Source organism: Paenibacillus sp. V4I3 (assembly GCF_030817215.1).
Classification (GTDB): domain Bacteria; phylum Bacillota; class Bacilli; order Paenibacillales; family NBRC-103111; genus Paenibacillus_E.
This window is the reverse complement of record NZ_JAUSZA010000001.1, coordinates 1747460-1764307: the sequence shown is the minus strand read 5'-3', so window position 1 is coordinate 1764307 and position 16848 is coordinate 1747460. Positions and strand designations below refer to the sequence as shown.

At 45.5% G+C, this 16848-nt stretch carries 12 protein-coding genes; 7 read left to right on the top strand and 5 right to left on the bottom strand.

Annotated elements, in window-relative coordinates; genetic code table 11:
- Nucleotide 1: 1 nt before the first annotated feature.
- Together QFZ77_RS08290 and QFZ77_RS08285 are read right to left on the bottom strand one after the other, a co-directional pair.
- Complete coding sequence (locus QFZ77_RS08290; protein WP_373462575.1) at nucleotides 2–874, bottom strand: glutamate ABC transporter substrate-binding protein; 873 nt, start codon at nucleotides 872–874, stop codon at nucleotides 2–4.
- Nucleotides 875–893: 19 nt separating this feature from the next.
- Nucleotides 894–1622, bottom strand: a complete 729-nt coding sequence (locus QFZ77_RS08285) for an amino acid ABC transporter ATP-binding protein (RefSeq protein ID WP_307438392.1) — start codon at nucleotides 1620–1622, stop codon at nucleotides 894–896.
- A 229-nt stretch (nucleotides 1623–1851) separates the two neighbouring features.
- Between QFZ77_RS08285 and QFZ77_RS08280 the strand changes: the two genes are divergently transcribed.
- Nucleotides 1852–3228: an extracellular solute-binding protein gene (locus QFZ77_RS08280; RefSeq protein ID WP_307438391.1), complete on the top strand. Its 1377-nt coding sequence runs from the start codon at nucleotides 1852–1854 to the stop codon at nucleotides 3226–3228.
- Nucleotides 3229–3424: 196 nt separating this feature from the next.
- Here the strand turns inward: QFZ77_RS08280 and QFZ77_RS08275 are convergent, their stop codons facing one another.
- Together QFZ77_RS08275 and QFZ77_RS08270 are read right to left on the bottom strand one after the other, a co-directional pair.
- Complete coding sequence (locus QFZ77_RS08275; RefSeq protein ID WP_307438389.1) at nucleotides 3425–7738, bottom strand: hypothetical protein; 4314 nt, start codon at nucleotides 7736–7738, stop codon at nucleotides 3425–3427.
- A gap of 315 nt (nucleotides 7739–8053) precedes the next feature.
- Nucleotides 8054–9118, bottom strand: a complete 1065-nt coding sequence (locus tag QFZ77_RS08270) for a zinc-dependent alcohol dehydrogenase (protein WP_307438388.1) — start codon at nucleotides 9116–9118, stop codon at nucleotides 8054–8056.
- A gap of 185 nt (nucleotides 9119–9303) precedes the next feature.
- On the opposite strand from QFZ77_RS08270, the gene QFZ77_RS08265 reads away from it, so the two are divergent.
- The 3 genes from QFZ77_RS08265 (at nucleotide 9304) to QFZ77_RS08255 (ending at nucleotide 12338) form a co-directional block, all read left to right on the top strand.
- Entirely contained in the window at nucleotides 9304–10137 is an 834-nt protein-coding gene (locus tag QFZ77_RS08265; RefSeq protein ID WP_307438386.1) for a helix-turn-helix domain-containing protein, read from the top strand.
- Between the two features lie 124 nt (nucleotides 10138–10261).
- The gene (locus QFZ77_RS08260) at nucleotides 10262–11260 is read left to right on the top strand and encodes a zinc-binding dehydrogenase (RefSeq protein ID WP_307438384.1); all 999 of its coding nucleotides are present in this window, start codon (nucleotides 10262–10264) and stop codon (nucleotides 11258–11260) included.
- Nucleotides 11238–12338 carry a Gfo/Idh/MocA family protein gene (locus QFZ77_RS08255; protein ID WP_307438382.1) on the top strand — a complete coding sequence of 367 codons (1101 nt, stop codon included), beginning with the start codon at nucleotides 11238–11240 and terminating at the stop codon, nucleotides 12336–12338. The genes QFZ77_RS08260 and QFZ77_RS08255 overlap by 23 nt, the downstream gene beginning before the upstream one ends.
- 61 nt (nucleotides 12339–12399) lie before the next feature.
- On the opposite strand, the gene QFZ77_RS08250 is transcribed toward QFZ77_RS08255, so the two are convergent.
- On the bottom strand, nucleotides 12400–13614 hold the full coding sequence (locus QFZ77_RS08250) for a DNA-binding transcriptional regulator (protein WP_307438380.1): 1215 nt from the start codon (nucleotides 13612–13614) through the stop codon (nucleotides 12400–12402).
- 174 nt (nucleotides 13615–13788) lie between these two features.
- On the opposite strand from QFZ77_RS08250, the gene QFZ77_RS08245 reads away from it, so the two are divergent.
- From QFZ77_RS08245 to QFZ77_RS08235, 3 genes are read left to right on the top strand one after another with little or no spacing between them, the layout of a single operon-like run.
- The gene (locus QFZ77_RS08245) at nucleotides 13789–14892 is read left to right on the top strand and encodes a Gfo/Idh/MocA family protein (RefSeq protein WP_307438377.1); all 1104 of its coding nucleotides are present in this window, start codon (nucleotides 13789–13791) and stop codon (nucleotides 14890–14892) included.
- Between the two features lie 20 nt (nucleotides 14893–14912).
- The gene (locus QFZ77_RS08240) at nucleotides 14913–15770 is read left to right on the top strand and encodes a DUF6807 domain-containing protein (protein WP_307438375.1); all 858 of its coding nucleotides are present in this window, start codon (nucleotides 14913–14915) and stop codon (nucleotides 15768–15770) included.
- Nucleotides 15771–15778: 8 nt separating this feature from the next.
- Entirely contained in the window at nucleotides 15779–16813 is a 1035-nt protein-coding gene (locus tag QFZ77_RS08235; protein WP_307438373.1) for an NAD(P)-dependent oxidoreductase, read from the top strand.
- Nucleotides 16814–16848 lie beyond the last annotated feature (35 nt).

The following is a 16848-nucleotide window of genomic DNA, read 5'->3' as shown; positions in this document are numbered from 1 at the left end:
CTTATTTGGTTGGCGCTTTGCCAATCCATTTCTCATAAATTTTCGTGTATTGACCGCTTGACTCCAGCTTCTTCAATGCATCATTCACCGCGGCTTGAAGCGTTGTTTCACCTTTTTTAATCGCGATACCATAAGGCTCATCCGTGAACGGTTCGCCAACCACTTCGAAGTTCTTATCTTGCTCCATCATGCCATAGAGGATGGCATTATCTGTAGTCAACGTGTCCCCTTGACCCGCTTTCAGGGCGCTGAAAGCATCTTGGTAATTATCAAATTCAAGTATGGTGGCATCTGGGGATTTCGCTTTAATATTCGCAACGGAGGTAGCACCTTTCACAGCCAACACTTTCGTTCCTTTTTTAACATCCGCTACACTCTTAATAGGGCTGCCTTTCTTGACGAGCAAAGACTGTCCTGCTTTGAAATAAACATCAGAAAACTCAACTTGTTTCTTCCGCTCTTCGGTAATCGTCATCGTCGCAACAATCATGTCAATCTCTTTGTTATCGAGCATCGGAATGCGTGTCTTGGACGTTACTTCTTTTAACTCAATTTTCTTCTCATCGCCGAGAATTTCTTTCGCTAATGCTTTCGCAATGTCGATGTCGAAGCCTTCAACTTCGCCGCCAGTCGGGTTTTTCAAACCGAATAGCTTGGTATCAAACTTCACACCAACGACAACTTTGCCTCTGCTTTTGATCTCATCCAGAACGGTCGCTCCACCTGCCGGCTTCGCAGTACTTGGAGCGCTGCTTGCTGCCGGAGAGTTAGCCGGAGCGCTTGATGCGCCTCCTTTTGTGCCGTTAGAGGCACACCCCGCCAATGCGAATATCGCAATTAACATAAACATGAAATTCCACTTTTTTGACATCATGGTTTTGTTCATCTCCTTATTAATGGTTAAGTACACGATTCAGAAATAATTTGGCTCTTTCTTCACGAGGGTTGACGAAGAATTCCTCGGGAGGTGACTCTTCTACAATCTGACCTTTGTCCATAAAAACAACACGATCGGCCACTTCACGGGCAAAGCCCATCTCGTGCGTAACCACAACCATCGTCATTCCTTCATTTGCAAGCGCCTTCATGACATCAAGAACCTCTCCGACCATCTCCGGATCCAAGGCTGATGTGGGCTCATCAAACAACATAATTTTCGGCTTCATCGCCAGTCCCCTCGCAATGGCCACACGCTGCTGCTGTCCACCTGATAACTGTGAAGGAAAACTGTACGCCTTATCCTGAATACCAACCTTATCCAGAAAATACATCGCGATCTCGTCGGCTTCTTTCTTAGCCATACCATGCACCTTCATCGGAGCAAGCGTAATGTTATCGATCACTTTCTTATGCGGATATAGATTGAAATGCTGGAATACCATGCCGATATCTCGACGCAGCTTGTTCATATCCATCTTCTTATTGCTGACCTTGAACTCATTCACGATAAGCTCACCGCTTGTGATGGTTTCCAGTCGGTTGATACACCTTAGCAGCGTACTCTTGCCTGAACCTGACGGACCTACAACGACAACGACTTCTCCCTGCTTGATCTGAAGATCAATTCCTTTGAGCACATGGAAATCGCCGTAATGCTTCTCTACTTGACGAAATGAGATCAATGGAACCCCCCCTTCGATGAATCATCATTGATGTAAACTGTTTGTTATGTAAATTAACACTTGATGTATTTAAATGATAAGGAAAAACTATGAAAACTTATGCGATCCGACATTTAATTATAAAAAAATGATGACAGCAAGATACGAACCTTGTATCCAATCAGCTTGGCATACTATAATATAACCCAGATAGATACCAACATTGAATGACCCGGAGGTTCTAAAATAAATGGCGGGTAAACCCAAAAGATCAACCTTCCGAACCCGACTGGAAGATATGGTCACGACATTACGCAGCGACATCGTAACCGGAAAACTTCAGCCCGGTGACTTTTTACCTTCCGAATTAACACTTGCTGAACAGTTTCAGCTTAGTAAAAATTCGGTTCGCAAAGGACTGGAGGCACTACTCGATCAGGAAATGATTGAAAAAGCGCCGCGAATCGGGACGCGCGTTGTTGGGACAGGTCGGAACGAAAAGCTTACATTGAAATTCGGTTATTACCCCACTCTTTCCCTTGAAGCTAATGTATTGGAGCTGGTCGAAAAGTTTCAACAGCAGCATCCGCATATTGTCGTCCAGATGATTCCTCTTTCGCATTCGTACTTTTCTCAGAACACGAAGGAAGCCATGGAGAGAGACGCGCTCGACCTTATCACTTTAAATACCCAAAACTACGAAACGGTTACTGAAACTGGAGCCGTCTCGGATATCCTAGAGCCGCTTGAACGAAAGAATGGCACGTATACCTTTCTGTCAGGACCTTTCACCAAAGACTGTCATTTGTATGTGCAGCCGTTTATTTTTTCACCGATCGTCTTGTGTTACAATCGCGATCATTTCAAGGAAGCAGCATTGCCAGAGCCGGATAGCAGTTGGAGTTGGAACGATGTCCAGAAATCAGCGCTAGCCTTAACGCAAAAGCAGGACCGAATCGGCATCTTGTTTCACCTGCAATCCATCAATCGATGGCCGCTCTTTTTACTGCAAAACAAGGTCGTTTTTGAACGAGATCAGCATGGTAAGCTGATTTTCAACAACGATAATTTTCGGAAAGCCATGCAAACAAGCCTTGGGCTGTTTGAAGGAATGAACCCCGACACCGTCTATATGTCGGAGAATGACTCTGATGCCGAACGGTTTTTCTTGCAACAAAAAGCTTCCATGATTGTCACCAGCTATTACAGCTTAAACCATTTACGTAACGCTGAATTCGCGTATGACATCGCACCGCTTCCTTATTCACTGGAAGCGAAGACTCAGCTCTTAATCATTGGTCTTGCGATTATTAAATCGAGTAAGCATAAGGAAGCAGCCCAAACCATGCTCGATTTTCTCGTTTCGAACGAAGCGCAGCTGCATATTCGCAAAACCACCCTTACCATTCCTAGTGTTAAAACGGCGGCTGAGTGGATCGGGGAAGAGACGTTGGCGCGTCCTTCCCGGTTCTTCATGTACCGGGACATCATCCCGACATTTAGTTTCTATAAAGACATGAATGTAACTTTCCACGAACTGGAAACCATGCGCCACATTCTCAAGCTTTACTGGGCACGGCTCGACGACTTCGAGACGGTTTGCCGACAGTTGGATAATAGCCTTTAAGATAAATTCCCCAAAATAACGAATCTACGTTCAGCTAACTAGAGGTCGGGTGACTTTTGCTTTGCATTCGACAAAACACAAAAAAATGAGATGGCAAGAATAACCTTGCCACCTCATTTTAATGTTTTCTATGCCACTAAGTGAATATCTTTACGTTTGGGACAGCCTCGTTTGGTTATAATAAAGCTCTCCATTCTTAGTTGATATTGCCAGACCATTTTTGCCCCAGTGCCTGATAGAACGGAGCACCTTGAGTATTAAGACCCTGCCAAATTTGCAGTGAAACGACTTCCTGTTGTTTTCCTAACATAAGCCTTACCATGTAGGATACTCCATCATCGTCCGTTGCCTGACCCTGTATATAGGCACTACTCGATGTTACAACCAACCATTGAGCCGTTTTCAATTCCAGTTTTAATCCATTCGGCTCTGCATGAATCTTCAATTTCCCTTTTGGAAGATTTGCTTTTTCATCCATTTCCCATTCGGCTTCGATGTGTACTTTCTTAGCTTTGCTGCCAATCGCCGTGTTACCCTCGGTAATGGCAAACCATCCCTCTGCTTCCACCTCTTCTTCGCTTAAGCCGTATACAGCAAGAGTCACGTTCGACTCCGCTTTTACATACCCGCTATTCATCAACAACTCCGTCTTCACCTGATATAATCCTGCTGGGAGCTGCTGATTCAAATAAACATTCCCTGTGACATCTGTCTGGTATACAATCTCTAGTGCCGGAGCGGAATATGGCGTGAGTGTTCCATCCGGATTCATCAGTGAAATCGTAAATTGGATTGGCAGCCCAGCTATAGAACCCAATTCTCCATCTTCCTGCTGAGATACATGAGCTGCTAGTTTCACCGTCCCAACCGAAGCAGCTGTAGTGCCTGTATAAGCGACAGACGCCGTTTCACGCTTTACAGTTATGCTGCCTTTTCCTTCGCTCGCTCCAGTATGCGTGATGTCATCCCGCTCGAAGACTGCCCGCACTTCAAAAACAGCCTCTTCCATATTTGTCGTCACGCCTTGTGTTACTACATATGACAACGCCGCAACGCCTTGCGCATTCGTCGAGGCACTGCCTATCGTTACCCCGTCCACCGAGAATTGTACGGAACGGTTAGCAAGCGGCTGCCCTTGAAGATCTGTCAACGTCGCACTTAAAGTCGCCGTATCGCTGTAAGTGGCTTCCGTTACTGTATTCACAGTTAGCGAAGTTCCTTGATAAACCGTAACTCCGATCGTGTTCGTTCTGATCGTCGTTCCACCTAAAGTGATATCGGCATAAACGTTCGCCGTTCCCGCTTTGAGCGCTTTAACCTCTCCATACACAACGGACAGAACAGTCGGGTCGCTGCTTGTGAAGGAAGTGGTACCCCCTGCTAAGATGGCCGGCAGTCCGTTCTCCAGAACGCCGGAACTGATAATCGGCTCACTTTGCCCCTGATCCAGCGTAACCTTGGCCATTGATATTGAAGCTTGAGCCAAAGGAGCTTGTAGTTTAAACAGCGTCGGTCCCGAAGTATAGTAAATGCTTCCGTCTACACCCAAGTCCAACAGATTCGATTGCGTTTCCGTAAGTTTACGGTATTTCAGAGTCACAGGATCGAATACGGTTACGTTGCGAGCAATAGTCGTATACAGCAAGCCATCTTGCCCCCAGCGTAAATAAAAGGAACGCCATGGGCTGCCACCACTTGCATTCGGGTAAATCAACTTACTTTTCACAACCGCATTGGTGCTGGGATTCATCGCATAGATGGCAAAAATCTGTCCCCCTTGATCGTCCTTCCCCCATGCGCCACCCCATAACAGTCCGTCAGGACCGAAAGACAAACCGCCGAGTAATTTAGGGGACGTCAAGCCAGGAATGACAGGTACAAACTCATCAAGCTTGGTACTTGTCGCTACATCCCATTTGAACAGTTTGGCCACCGCTGTGGGTGGCGTCGTTGTGCCGAGACCTCCATCAATGGAGGTGCCGCCGTAGACAACGCCGTCTTTATAGGCAAGCGCAATGATACTTTGATCTTCTACAACGTTGCGAGTTGACGTCCACTTATTCGTTGTTTCATTATAAATGGTTAAACTGCCGCCCATTTTGCCGTAGAAAGGAATCGTTCCGATAAACAGCTTGTTATCGCCGGAAGCAAACGCATAAGGCCGATCTTGACTATCGGGAACCGTGTAAACAAGCCCTGGATTATGCGATGGCGTTGATCCGTAATTGTAGGGCAGGCTTGCATCATAACGGTAAACGCGTGCTCCGCTATAAGCCCCGAAATAGGTCTTGCCATTCAAAAAGCCGATCTCCTCAACTTGATGGGGAGAGAACGGAGAAGAAATTTGAGCTTCATATTTTTGCGTTGACTGATCAAATACACTCAATCCATCCAGGAAACCACCGAGATATAGCTTGCCGTCCGGCCCTGCTGCGAGGCTTTGTATATTGACACCATCCCTTGCCATAGGCACCTGGATAGTCTGTATCGAATGATCCAACGGGTTATACAGCGTGTACTTGCCGTTCTCGTACAAGGTAGCCAACACTTGAACGCCATTAGGCAAAGTGATCCAATCAAACGCTCTACTCCCAGTCTCAGGGAGTCCAACCTCCGGCATTACGGCCTGCACCGTATTGGTTGAGACATTATATGTCCACAGATTGCTCGATAATTTATTCCGGTAATAAAGCAGATTGGCGTCATAAGGAGACGGAGGTGAGATTTTGCCATCAAATGCCTCCGGATCTGTATAGGCAAATCGTTTCTTAACTTCAAACGTCTGTTCATCCAAGATGGCAAGCGATGTACCACGTGCAAGGTAAAGAAGTCCGTTGTAAGGAGAAATATTGTGAATGAAACCATCCACACCCGTGAACGGCATTTGAATCTCAATCTTTTCTCCACTTACCCGGTCGATTCGCATCAAATGCTCTTTGGAGCCGATCCCGACATACAAGTACTGATCGGTAACCCCGGCTCCCCTGGCATATTGTTCAACTGAATGCATGCTGCCTAGATCGGCAAACAAGCCTGTGTTGGTATCGTAACTAAAGACCTTGGCATTCGGATAAGAAGAGCCGTATATGAGGCCATTAGAACTTGCATCCAAATCCCATACGAAATTATTGGAAGGATTATTCCCTACTTCTGTGATCTTTCGGAGTAACGGATCGTATTTCCAGAACTTACGATTGGCTGTAGCGGCAAAATAGACGTTCTTATCCGCCCCCACCGTCACCGCCCAAGTTTCTGTCGTACCAGGGACTGCCTCCGAGAAGTTAATACTTCCTGAAGCAGCATCAACGGCATAGAACGTCCCTGGATTGCCGTTGGCTACGAAATAGAGTTCGCCATTCCCTATCGCTCCCCCCATGGTTGTCGCCGTGAGCGTTGCTTTGCCCAAGTTGACGGGATCGCCATACTTAAACGGTAATTTAAGCGCGTCACCCTTATAAGTAAATGAAACATCATCAAAATAGGCTTTGCTAAGAGTCCCTCCCCCGGAATACAATAAAACCTTCGCTGTTTCTGCTTTATCCGGAGCTATCCCCTCCATTTTGATTTGCTTCCATGTATTCAGCGGTGTGCCATGTGAAACGGAGGATGTTCCAATTTCTTTGCCTGATTCATTATAAAATTTGATATAAATGCTTACGCCTCCTCCGGATACTAAGTAAACGCTGGCTTTCGCTTCATATATGCCGTCCTCTTTCACACTTATCGCTTGAGTGCTCAGCCCAACGGATTTATCCGTATAGGTGTCCTCAAGCAACAGACTGGACATCCCGCTGTTCTGTTCCGTCTTACTTATCGACACAGAACCTGCAGGCGTACCTGAGAACAATCCCCAACCAGGAATGGTTGCTCCGGAAGTAGGATCTTCAAATCCGGGATTGATCACGGCAATCGTATCGGCCACGCGGTAAAACTGGGCCTCGTCTACATATGCCTTCATGGTAGTACCCGATGAAGCATACACAAAGACCGTCGCAAAGGCAGCATCCGCCGGAGCAATACCTTGGGCTCGAATGTCCAGCCATTTGTTTAACGGAGGCGCGGAGATGTTATAAGTCGCCTGTTTGTTCAAAGGTTTCCCCGCTGCGTCATGCCAACGAATCCAAAGAGCAGGGGTTCCTGTAAAGTTTTCGATATACAACTTAACTGCAGCCTCATAAGATTTCCCGGACGTTACAGCCAGCTTTACGCTTTCCGCTCCAAGCGCCCCTGCCACTGCCCCAGTTCTCTCCATCTTCAAGCTTCTATTGCCTGCGAATTTGATCGTTTCTGACAAAGAGAGCCCTGAAGGTATACCGGCAGAAAAATAACCCCATCCCGGAATTTTGCCTGATACTAAATCTTGTTCGAAACCGGAGTTCGGTACCGGAAGGATTTCTGCCGCTTCAGCGGCTCGTACGTTGGAGGGCAAATAAAAAGCTAAGCATAGTAAAGCCAACAATCCCAACAACCATTTGGATAACGTGCTTCTTCCAACCATTGATATAGCCATTCTCATCATCCTTTTTCAAAATTCTACCCGATCGGCAGTGTGTGTGGTGATAGGCGAGATTGATGTAATGCTTTTGTGAAATCGCTTACATATCGTGTATAAACGAACTAATGAGAAAAAGTCGTAACCTGACCAGTCATGGAGCATGACAATGCTATTTTTAAATGAAAAATGGCTAGAAATATCTATAATACTCTCATGGACTGGTAGGATTTGATGAAGGAAAACGAGGTACGCATCAATGAATGGCATTGAACAACTTGCACAATATTGGCTATGAGCGTTTCTTTGGGGATCGTATACAAATAGCAGTAACTACAACATTTCAAAAGATACAGGTACAGCACTTACTTGTTTTTCAGTTTCTACTTCTTGCTCCTTCCCATAATCAATGAGAACGCCTAATACGTCTCGTGGAGATTCACGAAGCAATTCGTAAGCCACTGTCATAGAGGGTAAAGCCATCTCATGCGTGATAAGTGCTTGGATGGAAATCCGTCGTTCAGAAAGTAAACGGATAAATTCCGCCATGTTGCGACCTTCTGTCCAACGTACGTAACCGATCGGATAGTCAACGCCCTTGCTTTCGTAGCTGTCATGATACCGCCCAGGACCACCAGCGCGCGAGATAAGCACCTGCGCCTCTTTGGCAAACATCAACTCCCGATCGAAGTCCATCTTCACATCGCCGACGATGACGATTTTCCCCCTGTCGCGAATCCAGCGTAGAGCCTGATCAATAATGCCGGAATTGGCACCATTGGCGCAGATGATAACCGCATCAACACCTTCATGCTGATGTAGTGAATCGACGGTACGGTTGACATCCTGTACATTGTCACACACTTGTACGGCACCGGCTTTCGAAAGCTTGGCGCAGCGTTCTGCCAACAAATCAAGCCCGATTACCCTACTGCCGGAAGCGTCTGCAATCCGACATACGATTTGTCCCAGAATACCTAGTCCAACCACGACAACCGATTCTCCAAAACGCAAATCCGCTTGACGCAGCGCATGAATAGCGATCGCACCGAGTCCGACGAAGGACGCTTCTTTCGAACTGCATTCCTCCGAAAGCGGAACAACCAAATGCTTAGGCACCACTAAGAATTCCGCATGCTTAACATAAGGAGAACCGTAACAAGCGACTCTCTGCCCTACCTTCACATGGGAGACGCCTTCGCCGATTTCCCGTACGATTCCCATCGCACTGTAACCAAGTTGAATGGGAGTATCGGTCATCAGGTTTTTCAGCAGAAGCTCTGTGCCTGAACTAATTGCAGAGTAGCAGGTTTCAACACGTAGATGGTTCGTTTCAATGGAAGGTTCTTCAATGTCTAAGACTTCAACCTTGCCTTTCAAGGAAATAACGGCTTTCATCTCTTCCCTCCTTTCGTCATTGGTACTTATCTGGATCATATAATTCATGTTAAGCGATAGTAAAAGGACTGTCAAACCTTTTTTCATAGGTATTTCGTCCTTTTCTTCTGCAAATAGATTTAGATAAGAATCAAATAAGAACCAGTGATTATGATATAATAACTTTAAGATGGGGGGTAACTAGCATGAAGAATGATATGCTCTCTTCTCTGCTGGAAACAGCCGAGCTAAAAGTGTTAAAGTTTGATATCCATCGCCGTCGCGAGATGAGCTACCGGAACCGTGTATTTCAAGAGTATTACATGATGACCTATGTGAGAAAAGGCTCGGCCAAACTCAGGGTTCAGGACAAAATCTATGCGATTGAACCGGGCTCCGTCATTTTTATCCCTACTTTTCTGGAACACGACCAATATAAAGATAGCGATGACGAAACCGAGTTTCTCTGGTGGCATTTCACTTACAAGATTCAGAATGTGATCGATGTGCTGCCGTTTTTACAGATCCCTTATATCTATCCGCTGAAAAATCACAAAAAATTCGAGGCCGTATTCGACGAATTCATACTCTCCACCACAAGGGAAGGCCATATTCCTACCATCATTTTGCAAAAAGCTAAATCTCTTGAGTTGCTTTATTTGTTATTGGACAATGCTTTGGGAAGTATGAATACCTTGGATTTGAGACAGCAGTCTCATAGCTTTTTGTCCATCTTATTGAAGATTGTAACCCAGCCCGAGGCTTCGCTTTCATTATCCGATTTAGCTAAGGATTTACATATGAATCCAACCTATGTAAGCAACCACTTCAAAGAGATGTTCGGCAAATCGCCGATCCTGCTGCATCGGGAAATGAAAATCGCAAAAGCGAAATCGCTTTTGGAAATGCAGGAAATGAACATTACCGAAATCAGCAGCTCCCTCGGATTTAACGACCTCCAAACCTTTACCCGCCTTTTCAAGAAATACACGGGTATTTCCCCTGCTCAATACAAGCGTTTGTTTGATAAAAATATTTAAAAATCTTCCAGCTGCACGACCTGTATAAGTGTTAAACTTCAGCAAAGTTGTGCTCTATTTATGTAAATCCAATACCTATACACTAATCTCGAGGGTCAATGAACCCGTTCGAGGAGGTAGGGAAATGGAAACACTGCGTATCGTTTTCACAGAAAAGCAAAAGGTTGAGGTCCGAAAGGAAACATTCGATCCTACAATCGGCCAGACCGAAATTTTATGTGCCGCTCTATGCTCCCTGATTAGTACAGGGACAGAGCTTCAATGCCTTCGAGGTGTATTTGACCCCGATACCAACTGGTCGGACTGGGTGAAGTATCCTTTCTATCCCGGTTATTGCATGGTGGCTGAAGTGCTTGAAGTTGGCCCTGAAGTTAAGGGGATACAAAAAGGGGATCGCGTGTTTGTCGAGAATTCGCATACGCAATATTTTAAAACAGATGCCAGGCATGCCTATCTTCTTCCGCAGAATATCAGCGCCGGGCAAGGCGTATGGATCAATCTTTCCAAAACAACACAGCTTGGTGTAAGAAGAGCAGAGCTGCAGTTAGGAGAAACGGTAGGCGTCATCGGTCTCGGACTTCTCGGACAGCTGGTTACTCAATATTTATATCTGTCTGGGGTCAAAGAGATTTTCGCCATCGATCCTGCTGAGAGCCGTTTACAGCTGGTTCAAGAACGACCGGGCATTCATCTGCTTCCCATGGATGCGGGAAAAGCACATGAGGAAATCAAGCATAAAACAGATGGTCGGATGCTGGATGTTATCTTCGATATTACTGGACATCCGGCTGTTTTAGCCCAAGCCACTCGGCTCGTCAAGCCTTTGGGACGTGTTATTTTGCTGGGAGATACAGCCACACCTTCTGAGCAGGGGATGGGCCGCAATGTAGTGTCCAATTCTGTTTCCATTCTGGGCATCCACGCCCAAATGAATTACAACAGTTGGAATCATCCCGAAATGGCCGCCTTATTTTTAAGTTATATCGAGCAGGGACGAATGGACGTATTACCTTTGATTACCCATTATTATTCTCCATCTGAGGCCCCGCAAGTGTACGATTCATTAGTGCAAAACCGCAGTTCTGCCATGGGTGTTCTGTTTGATTGGACGAAACTACAATGATGAAATCGGAAGAGAGGAATCGCATTGTGAAATCACAATTGAGGGTAGGACTGATTGGATGCGGGGCCATTTTACAGCGCCGTGTCATTTGCCTGAGTACCTTGCACATAAGGATGTCGTCATTGTATCTGTATGTGATCCTAATTTGGAACGCGCACAAGAAGTTGCTAGGCAGTTTGGTATACCGAATGCCTACGAAACACATCAACAACTGCTGCAGAGTGGCGGGATTGACGCCGTTTCCGTCTGTACACCGAATCATCTTCACAGCTTCGTGTCCATTGAAGCTATGGAATTCGGCCTGCACGTACTGGTTGAAAAGCCGATGGCCACCTCTCTGAAAGAAGCGGAAGCTATGATTCGCACGGCCAAAGAACAGAATGTATTTTTAATGGTCGGCCACAATCAAAGGTTTATGCCAGCACATCGCAAAGCAAAAGACATTTTACAATCCGGAAAATTAGGCAAAGTGTTAAGCTTTAGTACGATATTTGCTCACTCGGGGCCTGAACATTGGAGTATAGATGGCAAAAACAGCTGGTTTTTCAACCAGGAGCATGCCTTTTCCGGGGCATTAGGTGATCTAGGCATCCATAAAGCGGATTTGATCCACTGGCTGTTGGAAGACAGTTTCATGGAAGTCACGGCATTTTGCTCAACGCTGCATAAGCCCACGAACGTGGACGATCACTCGATGATATTATTGAAAACAGCAAGCGGAATCGTAGGCTCGTTAACAGCCAGTTGGACTAACTATGCGAATGAAGTTAACGCTACTACTTTATATTGCGAAAAAGGTACGCTGAAAATCGGAACCGATGACCGTTTCGGAGTGATCGTTGAATACTCAGACGGTATGAGGGATTACCATGAAGTGGGGGCATTGCAAACCAATAAGACTAGGGAACAGCATAATTCGGGCGTTATTCATCATTTTGTCGATGGTATTCTGTCTGGAAACGGTCATGAAATTACCGGAGTGGATGGGTACAGAGCGCTTCAGACCATACTTGCGGGTATGGAATCCCAGCATTTGAAGAAAGTCATCGCCATTCCGGACCTGGTGGTAAGTTACTGATTCTTTGCTAAATGTAAAAAGTGCCCCTCCCACGCGATTGCAATGAGAGTGGCACTTTTGTCTACAAATCTTGAATTCGATGTTTATTCTGCTGCCGAAACTCCCCTGGCCTGATCCCAGTCGCTCTCTTGAAGACTACACTCATATATTCTGTATGTTTAAATCCGATGCGTTCAGCGATGACTGCTAAGGAAAGTTTAGTTTCTAGGAGTAGTTTTTTTACAAGTTTTAGTTTTACATTTATGATTTCATCATGTGGTGTGCGACCCAATGCTTTCTGAAATCGGCTTTCCAATATACGGCGCGATACCTTAAGTTGTTCAAGAATATCTTGAACTTGAATGTCATCATAAGCATGATTGCGAATAAATCGTACGGCATCAGATACCATTTTATCCTCTACGGCAAGAACATCTGTTGACAATCGTACTTGAATACTTAAGGGTTCAATCAGGTACATTTGCCCCCCTATTACTTCGCCTGACATCATACGCTCGAGTAACTCCGCTGCTTGATAGCCTGTTTTGACGGCATTCGTTTTGATGCTGGATAAGGGAGGATTGGATAATTCGCACAAGAGCTCATCGTCATCCACACCTAGAACAGCCACTTCATCAGGAACGGCAATCTGAGCAATCCGACAAGCCTCGAGAAGCTGTTGACCGCAAATGTCATAGCACGCCATTATCCCTATCGGCTTGGGTAGGTCATACAACCATTGGACCAGCTTGTCTCTTTCTGTCTTCCCTGATTTTTCACCTAATAGATCTTCAGAGGCTTCATAAATATGGCAATAATAGCCTCTCTCCACCAGATATGCCGCTAAATAAGTGCATCGTAAGTTAGACCATCGAAAACGAGAGTCACCGTAAAATCCTATATGTTTAAAGCCACGTTCGAGAAAATGCTCCGCAGCCAATTGGGAAATGGATTGATCATTGGTCTCTACATAAGGAAGGCTCGGAATCATTCTTGAGGCACTGAGGTCTACTGTTGGAAGACCCGTGTCCTTAATAAACCGAGCAGTTTGCTCGTTTTCTATACGGGCGATAATGCCATCTCCCTGCCACTCACGCAGCCAAGTCAAATCGGTGTTATTTCGGCTATATTCACTGAGAAATATCGACCAAGGACGGTTTTCACGCAAATAGGTGTTTATCCCGCTAAGAAGTCCACGAGCGTACCCATTCGAAGTTTCAATTAATAGAGCGACTTGTTTTTGCTGTGGATTCGATATGGATAAATTTTCGTTGAATCCTGATGTGAATAAACTCATTGGTAAACAACCCCTTTTTCGCACTACTTATAAATATATGGTTATATTCTACTATTTACAACTAGGAAAGATAGGTGAAAAATCTCATTTTATAAAGCAAATAATCTCATCGACTTCCTTTGTTGTTTGGTCTAAAGTCAAGCTATAAACGGAATATGACAGGAGGATCCAACTGTGTCTTCAAAAATACGAGTCGCCATAGTCGGTTTAGGATTTGGGGCAGAATTTATTCCCATCTATCAAAATCATCCCTATGCGGAAATGTACGCCATCTGTCAAAGAACAACGGATAAATTGAATCAAATAGGTGACCATTTCGGTATCCAAGTTAGGTATGCCAGTTTTGATGAAATGCTGAAGGACGATAACATTGATGCTGTGCATATTAATTCTCCAATCCCTAACCATGCCGAGCAAAGCATTGCAGCATTGTTGGCAGGCAAGCATGTAGCTTGTACGGTCCCTATGGCAACGACTGTTGAAGATTGCAAACGAATAGTCGAAGCTGGGCAGCTATCTGGGAAAAATTATATGATGATGGAAACCTGCGTTTACACCCGCGAGTTTCTATATGTGAAAGCTTTGCGAGACAGCGGCCAACTTGGGCGGATTCAGTTCCTGCGCGGAGCTCATCAACAAGAGATGTCAGGCTGGCCTGGATATTGGGAAGGGCTCCCACCCATGCATTATGCGACGCACGCGGTTAGTCCATTGCTCGCACTTGCCGACAAGGAAGCAGAATTCGTCTCGTGCCTAGGTTCTGGACAAATAGCTGACAATCTTGCTGCAAAATATGGGTCACCTTTTGCAGTCGAATCCGCATTATTCCGGCTTCGTGACTCCTACCTTGCCATCGAGGTTACGCGATCTCTATTTGAAACATCACGCGAATATGTTGAAAGCTTTGACGTTTATGCGGATCAAATGAGCTTTGAATGGCAGCAGTTAGAGGGTGAAGAACCTGTTATCTTCATAGGTGAGAACGCTAAGCGGGTTGAAATTCCAGATTATGTGAACTTGCTCCCAGAAGGCATACGTAAATATACGATGCAGGGTGTCTACGATTCGGCAGATAACGTACATTTATCCTTTAAACAAGGAAACGGGCATGGTGGCTCCCATCCGCATTTGGCACATGAATTTATCATGAGCATAGTTGAGAAGCGTGAGTCTTTCCCAAATAGCTATACGTCTGCCAATTGGACTTGTGCCGGCATATGCGCACATGAATCCGCCATGAACAATGGTGCGCAAGTGAAGCTGCCAATATTCCGTTAAATCATATGGAGGTCATCCCCATGGATATTCCTTATTTAAGAGCTGAAAATGATGAACAAAGCATACGTATTTATCGTGGTAATCATCCAGATCCGATTCTTGTACAGAATGCACAAACACATCAACGTCCCTTTATTCACCCCATTCTTGCTCCGGATGGAAATGGTGTGTTAACTGAAAATGCTCCGCCTCATCACCCCTGGCAGCATGGCATTTATATCGGTTTGAATGATGTAAATGGCATTGGGTTTTGGGAGGAAGGCATTAATCATCATCCAAAGGACGGCAGCTTTCACCCTCTGCCGCTCAAGCCTGCGGTCATTAACCTGCACTATGCTTCATGGGAGATTGAAACGTATTGGCGCGATCCACAAGGAAACCACATGATAACAGAACGGCAGCAATGGAGTCTGCATGATCTGGGGAGTACATACGAGCTTGATTTCCAATGGTCTTTACGAGCTGAAATTAACCTAACCTTCGGACGTTATGATTACGGCGGTCTTTTTCTTCGTATGCCTTATCGTCGTGAACTAGGAGGCGAAGCGCTCAATAGTGAAGGTCAAATGAATGGTGAAGCAGAGGGAAAACGTGCCCGTTGGGTTTCCTGCAGAATGCCGATTAAAGGCCGAACTGATAACGCTGGCTTTGTGTTTATGGATCATCCGAACAATGCTGAACATCCTGTGCCATGGCGTGTTGATGGACAATTAGGTATTTCCCCAAGCCGTTGTATTGCAGGTCAGTGGGAGCTCCGTATAGGAGAAACACAAGTCCATCGATATCGGATACTCGTATTTTGTGGTGATATGGATCCATCCCATGTGAATAACAACTGGCGAAATTTTGCGTCAAAAATATCCATTTACAAGGAGTGAATCCTAATATGAGAAGCGTTATTATCGTCCATCCTAGCTTCGAGGCGACCTGGCCGTGGACCGCGGACCACTTTCACACACTTTGGAAAGCCCAAGGATCAACTGATTTTATTCGATTGGCTCCTAATGAGTTAAAAACGCTTGGAGAGCTTGTTCCCGAGCCCGGCAGCGTTACCCGTTTGATTTCCTTAAATGTAGCTGTGACATCCGATTGCTTACGCGCTTTCAGTAGTTTAAAAGAAGCCGTTATTACAACCTGCTCCTATGGGAGTCCTGTAACGGAAGAACAAATGGCCATTTTGAAAGATGCAGGGGTTAACATGTACACGCATCCAAGCGAAGGTTATTGGGGACAATCAGTATCCGAATTCGGTCTGGCGCTAACCCTATGTGGTTTACGTAGAATTCCTCAAACGCATCATGACATCATTACAAGCTTGCAGCCTTGGTATTATGAATCTGAGAATGGTGTAGGCACACCGAAAAAAAGAGGAGAACAGTTTTGTGACGATCCCAACTTTACGAATGGAACCGTTGAAGGTAAACGAGTCCGTATTGTTGGGGCAGGCAATATTGCTTCCCGTTATGCAAGCTTTGTCAGTATGCTTGGGGCAGACGTTGCGGCGTGGGATCCCTTTGCTACGGAACCTTCCTTTCACCGTGCACGAGCTAGAAAAGAATGGCACTTGAGTCAACTCATCCAAGATGCTGAGATTTTTGTACCCATGGTGCCATTAACAGAGCAAACAAGAGGACTACTTACATCGGAACATATTCATTCACTGCCTAAAGGATGTTTAGTGGTACTGGTAACGAGAGCGGAAATTTGCGATATGCAGGCAATTCGTGAGCGCGTTCTTAAAGATGAGATTTGCCTTGCAGCAGATGTTTTTGATATCGAGCCCTTACCATTGAATGATTCACTATTAGGAAGGCACAATGTCGTTCACACCCCGCATAACGCTGGACGAACTGTGCAAGCAAATCAACGTTGGGCCGAAAAACTAGTCGAGCAGTTCATTCCCCTTTCTCAATATGAATAAAAATCAGTTCATCAACAACAAATGCAACAAAAGTG

Excerpts from the sequence above, each read along its gene's own strand:
- QFZ77_RS08290 (WP_373462575.1), bottom strand. The coding sequence starts at position 874 with ATGATGTCAAAAAAGTGGAATTTCATGTTTATGTTAATTGCGATATTC.
- QFZ77_RS08280 (WP_307438391.1), top strand. The coding sequence starts at position 1,852 with ATGGCGGGTAAACCCAAAAGATCAACCTTCCGAACCCGACTGGAAGAT.
- QFZ77_RS08275 (WP_307438389.1), bottom strand. The coding sequence starts at position 7,738 with ATGGCTATATCAATGGTTGGAAGAAGCACGTTATCCAAATGGTTGTTG.
- QFZ77_RS08270 (WP_307438388.1), bottom strand. The coding sequence starts at position 9,118 with ATGAAAGCCGTTATTTCCTTGAAAGGCAAGGTTGAAGTCTTAGACATT.
- QFZ77_RS08265 (WP_307438386.1), top strand. The coding sequence starts at position 9,304 with ATGAAGAATGATATGCTCTCTTCTCTGCTGGAAACAGCCGAGCTAAAA.
- QFZ77_RS08260 (WP_307438384.1), top strand. The coding sequence starts at position 10,262 with ATGGAAACACTGCGTATCGTTTTCACAGAAAAGCAAAAGGTTGAGGTC.
- QFZ77_RS08250 (WP_307438380.1), bottom strand. The coding sequence starts at position 13,614 with ATGAGTTTATTCACATCAGGATTCAACGAAAATTTATCCATATCGAAT.
- QFZ77_RS08240 (WP_307438375.1), top strand. The coding sequence starts at position 14,913 with ATGGATATTCCTTATTTAAGAGCTGAAAATGATGAACAAAGCATACGT.
- QFZ77_RS08235 (WP_307438373.1), top strand. The coding sequence starts at position 15,779 with ATGAGAAGCGTTATTATCGTCCATCCTAGCTTCGAGGCGACCTGGCCG.